Annotated in this window: 15 protein-coding genes; 7 read left to right on the top strand and 8 right to left on the bottom strand. The window is 63.5% G+C overall.

Annotation, left to right across the window (positions count from 1 at the left end):
* Window positions 1-227: 227 nt before the first annotated feature.
* Together AC628_RS10560 and AC628_RS10555 are read right to left on the bottom strand one after the other, a co-directional pair.
* The gene (locus AC628_RS10560; RefSeq protein ID WP_074126790.1) at window positions 228-1,013 is read right to left on the bottom strand and encodes an enoyl-CoA hydratase/isomerase family protein; all 786 of its coding nucleotides are present in this window, start codon (window positions 1,011-1,013) and stop codon (window positions 228-230) included.
* Between the two features lie 11 nt (window positions 1,014-1,024).
* Window positions 1,025-2,137 carry a cyclic nucleotide-gated ion channel gene (locus tag AC628_RS10555; protein ID WP_074126783.1) on the bottom strand — a complete coding sequence of 371 codons (1,113 nt, stop codon included), beginning with the start codon at window positions 2,135-2,137 and terminating at the stop codon, window positions 1,025-1,027.
* A 326-nt stretch (window positions 2,138-2,463) separates the two neighbouring features.
* Between AC628_RS10555 and AC628_RS10550 the strand changes: the two genes are divergently transcribed.
* On the top strand, window positions 2,464-3,132 hold the full coding sequence (locus AC628_RS10550) for a Crp/Fnr family transcriptional regulator (RefSeq protein ID WP_074126782.1): 669 nt from the start codon (window positions 2,464-2,466) through the stop codon (window positions 3,130-3,132).
* A gap of 29 nt (window positions 3,133-3,161) precedes the next feature.
* Complete coding sequence (locus AC628_RS10545) at window positions 3,162-4,037, top strand: DUF6537 domain-containing protein (protein WP_074126781.1); 876 nt, start codon at window positions 3,162-3,164, stop codon at window positions 4,035-4,037.
* 247 nt (window positions 4,038-4,284) lie between these two features.
* On the opposite strand, the gene AC628_RS10540 is transcribed toward AC628_RS10545, so the two are convergent.
* The 3 genes from AC628_RS10540 to AC628_RS10530 all read right to left on the bottom strand — a co-directional run bounded on the left by AC628_RS10540 (window position 4,285) and on the right by AC628_RS10530 (window position 5,014).
* Window positions 4,285-4,503, bottom strand: a complete 219-nt coding sequence (locus AC628_RS10540) for a hypothetical protein (RefSeq protein WP_074126780.1) — start codon at window positions 4,501-4,503, stop codon at window positions 4,285-4,287.
* A 65-nt stretch (window positions 4,504-4,568) separates the two neighbouring features.
* Window positions 4,569-4,784, bottom strand: a complete 216-nt coding sequence (locus AC628_RS10535; protein WP_074126779.1) for a hypothetical protein — start codon at window positions 4,782-4,784, stop codon at window positions 4,569-4,571.
* Window positions 4,785-4,822: 38 nt separating this feature from the next.
* Window positions 4,823-5,014, bottom strand: a complete 192-nt coding sequence (locus AC628_RS10530; protein WP_074126778.1) for a hypothetical protein — start codon at window positions 5,012-5,014, stop codon at window positions 4,823-4,825.
* Between the two features lie 272 nt (window positions 5,015-5,286).
* Here AC628_RS10530 and AC628_RS10525 point away from each other — a divergent pair, with 272 nt between their 5' ends.
* From AC628_RS10525 to AC628_RS45950, 4 genes are all read left to right on the top strand, one after another.
* Window positions 5,287-5,493: a hypothetical protein gene (locus AC628_RS10525; protein WP_074126777.1), complete on the top strand. Its 207-nt coding sequence runs from the start codon at window positions 5,287-5,289 to the stop codon at window positions 5,491-5,493.
* A gap of 92 nt (window positions 5,494-5,585) precedes the next feature.
* A complete protein-coding gene (locus AC628_RS10520) occupies window positions 5,586-5,948 on the top strand; it encodes a PRC-barrel domain-containing protein (protein ID WP_143201534.1) in 363 nt (120 codons plus the stop codon).
* 203 nt (window positions 5,949-6,151) lie between these two features.
* Window positions 6,152-6,913: a Crp/Fnr family transcriptional regulator gene (locus AC628_RS10515; protein ID WP_074126789.1), complete on the top strand. Its 762-nt coding sequence runs from the start codon at window positions 6,152-6,154 to the stop codon at window positions 6,911-6,913.
* Between the two features lie 33 nt (window positions 6,914-6,946).
* The gene (locus AC628_RS45950; RefSeq protein ID WP_349510109.1) at window positions 6,947-7,318 is read left to right on the top strand and encodes a DUF6894 family protein; all 372 of its coding nucleotides are present in this window, start codon (window positions 6,947-6,949) and stop codon (window positions 7,316-7,318) included.
* 305 nt (window positions 7,319-7,623) lie between these two features.
* Here AC628_RS45950 and AC628_RS10505 read toward each other — a convergent pair whose 3' ends face one another.
* Together AC628_RS10505 and AC628_RS10500 are read right to left on the bottom strand one after the other, a co-directional pair.
* Complete coding sequence (locus AC628_RS10505; RefSeq protein WP_074126775.1) at window positions 7,624-7,812, bottom strand: hypothetical protein; 189 nt, start codon at window positions 7,810-7,812, stop codon at window positions 7,624-7,626.
* Between the two features lie 71 nt (window positions 7,813-7,883).
* Window positions 7,884-8,072: a hypothetical protein gene (locus tag AC628_RS10500; protein WP_074126774.1), complete on the bottom strand. Its 189-nt coding sequence runs from the start codon at window positions 8,070-8,072 to the stop codon at window positions 7,884-7,886.
* 253 nt (window positions 8,073-8,325) lie between these two features.
* Between AC628_RS10500 and AC628_RS42050 the strand changes: the two genes are divergently transcribed.
* Window positions 8,326-8,742: a hypothetical protein gene (locus tag AC628_RS42050; RefSeq protein ID WP_083632760.1), complete on the top strand. Its 417-nt coding sequence runs from the start codon at window positions 8,326-8,328 to the stop codon at window positions 8,740-8,742.
* Window positions 8,743-8,796: 54 nt separating this feature from the next.
* Here AC628_RS42050 and AC628_RS10490 read toward each other — a convergent pair whose 3' ends face one another.
* Complete coding sequence (locus tag AC628_RS10490) at window positions 8,797-8,997, bottom strand: hypothetical protein (RefSeq protein ID WP_074126772.1); 201 nt, start codon at window positions 8,995-8,997, stop codon at window positions 8,797-8,799.
* Window positions 8,998-9,053 lie beyond the last annotated feature (56 nt).

Here is a 9,053-nt window from a genome sequence, read left to right as displayed (position 1 = left end):
GAGGCGACGGTGGCAACCGAAGCTGCCTGGCTGCTGATTGCACACATCAGACTCCTGACCCGCAGACTTGCCGCTGCAGATAGGGGGCGATGATTTATGAGTCAGACTCTGAGGAGCGCGTAGCGTGTCTCGAAGGATGCACGGCCAGCAGCCGGGCCGTTGACCCTTCGAGACGCGCGCGATGCGCGCTCCTCAGGGTGACGGTGCTGATAGTGTGGGGCGGTGCCCTAAAACCTTGGCGCCCGCTTCTCGGCGAAGGCCTTGATGCCTTCCTTGATCTCGTCGCCGCGCATGCTGTCGCGGTGGCGGGCGTCGGCGGCGGCCTCATCCAGCTCGCCGCGGGCGAACTCGTTGATCGCGCGCTTCATGCCGGCCATCGCCTTCGGTGCGTTGCCGGCCAGGATCGTCGCCAGCCTGTCGACCTCCTCGTCGAGCAGGTCGAGCGACACCATCGCGGTGAGGTAGCCGATCCGCAGCATCTCCGGCGCGGTGATCTTCTGCGCGGTCAGGAACAGCATCTTGGCGTTGTCGACGCCGAGCCGCGTGACGTAGCGCTGGATGCCGCTCTTGTAATAGTGCAGGCCGAGCCGCGCCGCCGGCATGAACATCTCGGCGGTATCGACGCCGATGCGGAAGTCGCAGGCGAGCGCAAGGTCGGTCGAGCCGCCATAGACGCCGCCATTGAGCCGGCAGATCGTCGGCACGCTCAAATCCTCGAGGCGGTTGACCACGACCTCGAACGCCGAGCCCGCGCTCTGCTGCTCGTTGGCGCTCACCGCGCGCTCGGCCACCGAGTTGAGATCGTAGCCCGCCGAGAATGCCCGGCCGGTTCCGGTCAGCACCAGCACCCGGATCGCGGGATCGGCCTCGATCCGGTCGAACAGGCGGACGAGCTCGCCGAGGTCCTCGGCCTGCAGGCGGTTGAGGTGCTTCGGCCGGTTGAGGCGGATCGTGGCGCGCGCGCCCGCAATTTCGAGCACGGGTCCGCTGGCGGTGTCGGCCGCGTCAGCCATCTTGGTCTCCATCATTGGTTCTCACGTTCGCGCCGCTTCGCCTCGGCGTCGATGGTCTCGGCGAGATCGGGATGCCTTGCCATCAACAAGCGGAAATCGACCAGGTCAAGCACCAACAGGCGGGTCACCTTGCTGGTCGCGACGCTGGCGCCGCGTTTGGCGTTGCCGAGCAGCGCCATCTCGCCGAAGAACGCGCCCTCGCCGAGCTTGACCTTGCGTCCGGGCAGGTCGACCTCGACCTCGCCGGCGGCGACGAAATACATGCAGTCGCCGTTGGTGTCCTTGCGGATGATCATGGTGCGCGGCGGCAGGTCGATGGTCCGCAGCACCTGGGTGACGTCGGCGATCGCGGCGGGGCCGAGATGCGCGAAGAACGGCACCTTGCTGACGGTCTCCCAGGTTCTCAGGAAATTGTCGCGGCGGGTCTCCGCGGCAAAGCCGGTCGCCAGAATACCGGTCCACAACCCGAACACGCCGAGGCCCGAGATCATCACCATGGCGGCGACCATGCGGCCGAGCGGGGTGATCGGCACCACATCGCCATAGCCGGTCGTGGTCAGCGTCACCACCGCCCACCACAGCGCCGCCGGCACGCTGCCGAAGGTTTGCGGCTGGACGTCCCGCTCCAGGAAGTATTCGGCGACCGAGGCCAGGAACACCACCATCAGGAAGATCACGAGCACGCTGAGCAGCGGGCCGGATTCGACCACCAGCACGCGGCGGAGCTGGCGCAGGCCGGGAATGCCCGGCACCACCTTGAGCACCCAGAGCACGCCGAGCAGCCATGCGGTCTTCGGCTCGAGGCCGGCGAGCAGCGCCAGCGGCACCGCCAGCGCGCCGATCGCATCGACGATGCCGGCGCTGGACAGCTGGTAGAACCAGAACTTGTCCTGCCGCCGCATGTGACGCAGCCGCACCAGCCATTCGAACACGAAATAGGCAAGGCAGACCCACAGCAGCGCATCGACCCAGTGCGGCACCGCGTCATAGGCCGGCGTGACCGTCAGCAGCGTCATCATGGCGACGCCGACCGTGACCGCGACATAGGCCGCCGTGGTCATGTTGCGGCCGGCGGTGGCGGAAACGAAGCGCGTCAAGGCCGGAAGGACGAGCGGCTTGGACATCGGAACGGAGCTTGCCTGTCGCTGAACTGCTGGAATCAAGGCCCTGCGAGCGGCGGAGCCTTTGTCACAACGTGCCTCTCCCGGTTGAGGCCGTCAACGCGCAGGCCGCGGCGGCGTGATCGCGGCGAAAGTCCCATATGTTGGACGAATGGCCTAACCATGTTGGCCCGTTTTTGCGCCCGCGAATGTGAGAAATCAGACAAATCGTCGCTTTTCCCCCGTATATCAGGGATGCTGGCCGCCGACGCGAGGACAGGCAACCTCGGCAGGAATGAAACGACTAATAAGGCGATCTTGTTCACTTCTTGAGCATTGGCTGGTTTCCGATGGATACCTCACATCTCGCGGAGCACGCCGGCGCCGCCGGCAGTTTCTTCGCATCGATCTTCGTGGTCGCGACGCTGTCGATGCGGACCATGATCCCGTTGCGCGTCTTCGCCATCCTGACCAACATCATCCTGATCGCGACCGCGGTCCCGACCCACAATTACGCGACGCTGATCCTGCATGCCGTGCTGCTGCCGGTGAACACCTATCGTCTGCACCAGATGTTGCAACTGGTCCGCAGCGTGAAGAAATCGGTCAACAGCGATCTGTCGATGGATTGGCTCCGGCCGTTCACGACGGAGCGCAAATGCACCGCGGGCGAGGTCCTGTTCTACAAGGACGAGAAGGCCGACAGCATCTTCTACATCGTCAGCGGCCGCTTCCGCCTGGTCGAATCCGGCATCGAGCTGCCGGTCGGCGCCCTCGTCGGTGAGTTCGGCATGCTGTCGCCGTCGAACACGCGAACCCAGACGCTGGAGTGCGCCGAAACCGGCATGGTGCTGTCGGTGACCTATGACCAGGTCGAGCAGCTTTACGTCCAGAACCCGGCGTTCGGCTTCTACCTGCTGCGTCTGTTCAGCGCCCGTCTGTTCCAGAATATCGCGACGCTCGAGCAGCGGCTCGCGCAGCACGCCACCCCACAGGTCGCGGAGCCAAAACCTGCGTGAGCCCCGCGACCAGTTCTGGAGGCGCCGCAGTGCCGGATGACGACAGTCTGCTGGCTTCGCTCCGTTACCTGTTTGCCGATATCATCGGCGATGAGGACGAAGGGCCGCCGGTGCTGCCCGACGCCTGCCCGGATCATCTCAGGCCGGCCGTCACCGAGGCCATCCATCTGTTGATCGCCTATCAGAGCACGAGCTACGCCCAGCTCTATATCGACCGGCTCAAGCGCTTCGTCGGCCGCCGCGGCGTCGACGACGCGTTGCTCGCCGAGATCGCGCGGCTGATGGCGGAGCGCATGGCCTATGAGGATGCGATCCGCATCGCGCAGCTCAAGCTCGGCGAGGTCAATGCGGCGGGCGGCCTTCCGGCGCGCTCCGCCGACGACGTCAAGAAGCTCCGCCTCGACGAGCTGATCGATGCCTTGCCGGAGATGGTCGCCGATCCGGTGCTTGCCGTGCTCGATCAGTTCGGCTGGCGCCGCCGCCGGGTCTCGATCCGCTTCAGCGCCAACACCCGCTTCAGCGTTCGCCGGCTCAGGATCGAGGCGGGGCTGAAACGCTGGCGGCTGTTCTCGGGGCGCTATGCCAAGGAGCGGGTCTGGGTCGAGCGCTGGCTGCACATGATCGACCGCAGCCTGACCAAGCAGCCGGCCGCAGCCCCGGCCATCGTCGAGACCGCGACCATGATCCAGGGTTACGGCGATCCCTATCGCCAGGGCATCGCGGATTGGCACGTGATCATCGACGGGCTGGTCAAGCCGACCTTCGACGGCGTGCTCGCGCTTCCCGACCTTGCCGCCGCCATCACCGAGGCCCGCGCCGCCATCATGCCCGATCCGCGGCAGGCGTCGCTCAAGCGCAAGATCGCGGAGATTCGCGCCCGTGTGCCGGCGGCCGAGTCGCGTTGAAGAGGGCAGATGCTCTCCGCCGTCATTGCGAGGAGCGAAGCGACGAAGCAATCCATGCCTCAGCTTGCGGCGCGATGGATTGCTTCGCTTCGCTCGCAATGACGCGGGGAGGGAATGTGTACCCGTCATCCTGAGGCGCGAGCGGAGCGAGCCTCGAAGGATGAATCGGCGCGGCCGGTGGCCGTCGATCCTTCGAGACGCGCTACGCGCTCCTCAGGATGACGGGGCAACAACTATTCGTCCCGCGCTACCGCTTCACGTGCGGCGGCTCGTCGTAGCCGCGGCGGCTGGAATAGAACAAGAGGCCCATCAGGCCGACGCAGACCGTGCCAAGAACCGCAATTCCGATCGTGAACATGACGATGCCGTAGGTCGGCACCGGAGCGTCTACGGTGAGCCCTTCATAGGCGTAGACGCCAACGGCGGCCAGGAAGACCAGCAGGCCGATGCTGATTGCAATGCGCATGGGTATCTGCCTTTGCTGAAGGCCAGAGCAGCAGGGCACGCTGCAGGCAAGGCAGGTTGTGCTGATTATCCCGCCGTGGCGGTGACCTTGGCCAGCGCCTGCTGCCCGGCTTCGGTCAGCTCGGAGAGCGTCGTCCTGCCGCTCTTGGCGCATTTGATGATGTATCTGGCAACGCGCCTGCGGGTGTCATGTTCCTCGCCGTGAAGCGCGCTGGCGCAGACGTGGTCGAGTGCAAAATTCATGGCGGCGAGCGTCCGTGAGTCAAATCGTTCCTCGATCATCGCGGCTCTCCCATCGCAGCTTGCTCCGGCCTTTGCGGCTATTTGCGGAGTGTCAGCGACTCGCTGACTTCCATCACGGTCTCGGTCTGCCTCGCTTTCTTCATCAACGTTTCGCGCTCCCGTCCCGGCGGCAGCTTGCGTGCTGCAATGCGCGAATCCTCGGCGAATTTTTGCAGGCGTTCCTCGAATGATCCGGGCGGTCGTGACCTGTTGCGTTTCTTCTTGTTCATGCCGCCTCCTCGCTGGAACCAGGGATACTAGGCATGTTCCCCGGAGGGCGTCGTTAACCCATGACATCGGCTTAAACGAAATCGCCGTCAGCACCGCAGGAACGATCTTCGGCGCCATGCGTAACGCTCACACGTTCGCTGCTTGCTCCCCGAAGGCAGTGGACCACTCCGGTGACGGGCCTCGGCGAATTGCATCGCCGGGGCCCGCATAGCTTCAAGGCAATTGAGCCAAAGGAATCGAACCGAGGGAAACCAACCAAGGGAAACGAGCAATGGCACATTCGAACCACGGCATCGTGAAAGACGACAAGGGCCAGGAGCAGCCGGCCGACAAGGCGCGCGCGCAGACCGCCCACAAGACGGATCAGCGAAAACCGGCAAAGCCCGAAGCGACGCGGGATCCGAAGTTGAACGACGCCGACAAAACCCCGGGATCCGGCATGACGGCTGACGATCGCGGAGATCCCCCGACCGGCTGAACCGTGTTTTGCTGTGCAGCAACTGCGGCAACGTGACAGGAACGAAGACCCTGCTCCATCGTTGGCCCCTCGGGAGATCAATGGAGAATGATATGGCGATGGACGAGAGGGAGCTCGGAAACCTGATCGGCAGCGACAAGGTCGAAGGCACCGCGGTCTATGGCTCGGACGAGCGCAAGATCGGCTCGATCGAGCGCGTGATGATCGACAAGAAGAGCGGCCGTGTGTCCTATGCCGTGCTCGGCTTCGGCGGCATTCTCGGCCTCGGCAACGACCATTATCCGCTGCCCTGGCAATCGCTCAAATACGACACGAGGCTCGGTGGTTATGTCACCGGCGTGACCGAGAGCCAGCTGCGCGGCGCGCCGAAATACGGCAGCGAGCGGGACTGGAATTGGGCCGACATCGGCACCACACGTGCAGTGAATGATTACTATGGCGTGCCGCTCGTCTGAGCGGCGGCAAATCCCGGAAGGCCTGCGCCTCAAGAGCGACGGGGTGCTGATGACTGAGCTGTACGGCGCATGAGGACAATAACCGTCGCGTCCTCTGGCGTCTGTACACTTGTGCACATACGTCAATAGCTGTGCAATGTAACATACGTTATTGAAAACGGCCCGGCAGTTACCCGATTAAACATGCGGGGAGATCAATGTCGTTGGCGTCGCTAGTCCGGAAATTGGAGCAGTTTGTACGGCTTTCGCCGGTAGACCACATCATTCTCAATCGCGCGTCGACCGAGCGCGTCCGCCATTTTGCGCCGCGCGTCGATATCGTCCGTGAAGGCGAGAAGCCGAAGGATGTGCATCTGATCCTGTCCGGCTGGGCCTATCGCTACAAGCAGCTCGAGGACGGCCGGCGTCAGGTGGTGTCGTTCTTCCTGCCCGGCGACATCTGCGACGTGAATGTCTTCATCCTGCGCGAGATGGATCATTCGATCGGCACCATCACCGCGGTGTCGATCGCCGATCTCTCGCGCGAGTTCTTCGACAAGGTCGCAGCCGGGCATCCGCGCATCGTCACTGCGTTCTGGTGGGAAACCCTGGTCAATGCGGCGATCCAGCGCGAATGGACCATGAGCCTCGGCCAGCGCACCGCGCTGGAGCGGATCGCCCATCTGCTTTGCGAGATCTGGCTTCGGCTGCGCCTCGCCGGCCTGACCCAGGGCGACAGCTGCGACTTCCCCCTGACCCAGGGCGATCTCGCCGACGCCACCGGGCTTTCCAAGGTCCACGTCAACCGGACCCTGCAGGAGTTGCGCGCCGAGGGGCTGATCGTGCTCAAGGGCAAGACCCTGTCCGTCCCCAATCTCGACCGGCTGATGCGCGCAGGCCTGTTCAATCCGAACTATCTGCATATGGATCATGAGGGGCGGCAGCTCGACGCTGTCGGGACGCGGTCAGACGTTGTAGCGGGATGACCGGCGCGTCCTTCGGGGGAGGCGCAACGCGCAGTGCTCCACGGGCGCAAGCGGGATCGGGCGCGCCGCAGTTCCCATGAGCGAGAGGCGGTTGCCACCCAGCTGGGAACGATTTCCCTGGGCTTCCAGTTGTTGACCGTGGCCGCCGACCATGACGGAGGCGATCGGATGCTGCGCTATTTCTTCGATATCAGAGATGGCACCGGGCTCTATCCGGATGAAGAGGGCCTGGAATTCCCGGATCAAAGGTCCGCCGAGATGGAAGCCGCCCGCACCCTCGGCGAACTGGCGAGGGACTTTGCAGCGCTGGACGACCGGCACGACGTTGCAATCGAGGTGCGGACGGAAGACGGCGCCGTGTTCAAAGCTGCCTTCATTTTCGAAACCCGTCATCCAAGGCAATAAGGCTGTCTCTGTTCGGGGCGCAAATCGCTTATAGGTGTTCCGGATTCCGGGTCCTGGCCGGTCAACCAGCGACCCCCAGCGCCGGAGGTTTCACAGCGCCAGGGATCACTACTCCCGATGGGCTTGGGGGCTGAAGTCGGGAGCTTCGAATCGACTCCCGGTGTTCCGCTTGGTTCCAAACGGGGCCTCCTAATTTCTGTTCGCCGGTGGTCCAACCGGAATAGCTGACGGGTCTCGGTACGCGTCAACAGCGTTCTGTTCGTTGGGTGCAAGTTTTCGATCTGTATCAGATGCGCCAACGCAGTTCATCGCGTGCCGGGATGCTTCGCAAGGGTCGCCTTGGCCCTGGCGATCGCCTCCTGGGTGCTTTGGAAGGTCTGCGTTCGGATCGTTGGCCCGCCGGCAAGGGGTGTGATTTCGACCAGATAGCCGCCGCCGCGTTGCTCGACGATGGTTAGTCGATGGCCCTGATATTCGATCTCGTCGACTGGCATTTTCGGGCTCGCCCATCTTCAATCGGTCGGTACGCGTTCTGCTGATCCAAAGCTTTCCCAGATCGGTGGCCTTAGGTCGGCGAAGTCAGCCACTCGGTCATCTCTGCGGCCGTCTCGTCCTGGCGCGCCTTGCGAAGCAGCGCATCGCGCCTGGGGCCGAGAGGAAGGGCCTTCGCCGCCTCGCGCAGATCGTTTGCCTCCTGGGCGAGACGTTCTTCCAACGGTTCGGTTTGGCGCACGCGACGCCGACGTTTAGTCATAACGCTGCTCCCTTGTTTTTGCAGGCGGGAGCGCGGTTGGTCTCTCAGCCACCGACGCCTACAGGCCAAGCCTTGGCCGGTGATGTGGGCAAACGACTTGGCTGAGGGAAGGTTGCTATAAGTCGGAAACCGGACTCGCGAGCCTCTGCTGCCTCTATCGAATTGCCTCTATCTTTCCTCCGGCCCTGACGTCGCAAGCGAGTCCCTCGCGGAAAGCTGGCTGCGAACCAGATATCCTTATTTGCCAAGAGGCTTGGCTTCAAAGAGACCTGGCTTCAAACGTGACGACAACTTCGAGAAACGGCGGAGCGCCGCCGTCCCGGACATGGATTGCGACACGGCCTTGCGCTTGTCGATAGCCAAGATCACGGGCAACGAGCCCAAGCGTTTCCAGCGCCTCTCGCTGCGCGGCTTCCCGGCTCGGGAATTCCGCGCCGGTCTCATCAACCGAGATCCCGCCATCGTCGTGGAAGTCGAAATAAAATCGTGGCATAGCGAGAAAACATTTGAACCAAAACAGGTTCCTAATTTTTTCTCGCGCCCTCGAAGGTTGCGAGAGGCCCTCATCATTCCGGACGGTGAGCGTCCGTCCAGCGAGGGCCGCAATCGGGCAGCCGACGTCGAGTGCGGTTTCCTCGTCTGTAAGATCGAGAACGATGACCTACGTTGAGGAAAAGCCCGGCGCCCGAAACCGTGAAGGCCGAGGATTTTCTCTCGTTCATGACTATCTCGGCGGCTGCAGTCCAGGCGAGCTGACCCATTCGTTCAGATGCGACGCCGTGTCGGCCTGCCGCGCCTTGCAGAGCAGATCCTCTTTCTTGGGGCAGGGCGGGAGGGCGGCAGCAAGCTCGCGCGCTTGCTGTGCATAGGAGGCGAGGCGATCTCGAAGCGTTTGCGTTTGCTCGAAACGACGCCGCTTTTGCATGGCGCAGCTCCCCTGAGTTGGGCGGGAGCGCAACTGGCGTTCTCATCACTGATGGT

The organism is Bradyrhizobium sp. NAS96.2 (assembly GCF_001908235.1).
Lineage (GTDB): Bacteria > Pseudomonadota > Alphaproteobacteria > Rhizobiales > Xanthobacteraceae > Bradyrhizobium.
Note: the sequence above shows the minus strand (reverse complement) of the source record. Positions and strands in the feature narration are given on the sequence as shown.